The sequence below is a fragment of the Streptomyces populi genome, assembly GCF_002911015.1.
GTDB lineage: Bacteria > Actinomycetota > Actinomycetes > Streptomycetales > Streptomycetaceae > Streptomyces > Streptomyces populi.
On the sequence record NZ_KZ627106.1, the window covers coordinates 1 to 694 of the forward strand.

Consider the following 694-nt stretch of genomic DNA (forward strand, 5'->3'; position numbering starts at 1 on the left):
GACAAGACACCCCATGCAGCTTTCGGGTCAAGCAGCTGCCGAGAATGGAGCTGGGGCGGAGGTGCTGAAGGCGATGGCTTCGTCGAACTTCTGGTGGTTGGTCAGGCAGTGGTGGAGCTGGCCGAGCATACGGTTGAACAGATTCCGGAGAGCCGCGTGGTAGTGGTCGCCGGTGTCCCGTCGGCGGTTGTAGTGGTCGTGTGCGCCTGGTGAGGCAGTCAGCGCGGCGAATGCCCAGTGCCGGCCGGTCGCGGCCAGTCGGTTGTTCTTGATCCGGCGATGAGCAACGTGGCGGCTCTTGCCGGACTGGCGGGTCACGGGTGCGCTTCCGGCATAGGCTTTCAGATTGCCGGGGTGGGTGAACCGGGCGCGATCGTCGCCGATCTCGCCGAGAATCCGTGCGCCGGTGAGCGTGGCCAGGCCGGGGAAGCTCGTGATGATCTCGGCATCGGGATGCTGCAGAAACAGCTCTTCCGTGTCGGATGCGAGGTCCTCGCATGCCTGGCAGGCTGCGTCGAGCTGGGCAAGGAGGGCGAGTGTCTGCCGTCCCATTGCCTTCTCGACCAGGGCGGGTTGGCGAAGCCGGCTCTGGCGGAACATCTGAAGCAGCCGGTCGGCCTCGGCGTCGATGCGGCGTTGGCGTCCGGCTCTGGTGACGGCGGTCCTCAGCCGTCCGCGGGTCAGTGCGGTGGCC

1 protein-coding gene is annotated in these 694 nt (G+C 66.7%); it reads right to left on the reverse strand.

All coding sequences use genetic code 11. From position 1 onward, the window contains the following. Nucleotides 1-27: 27 nt before the first annotated feature. The coding region (locus tag CW362_RS42915) for a transposase (RefSeq protein ID WP_162684470.1) at nucleotides 28-694 on the reverse strand (667 nt) is incomplete at its 5' end.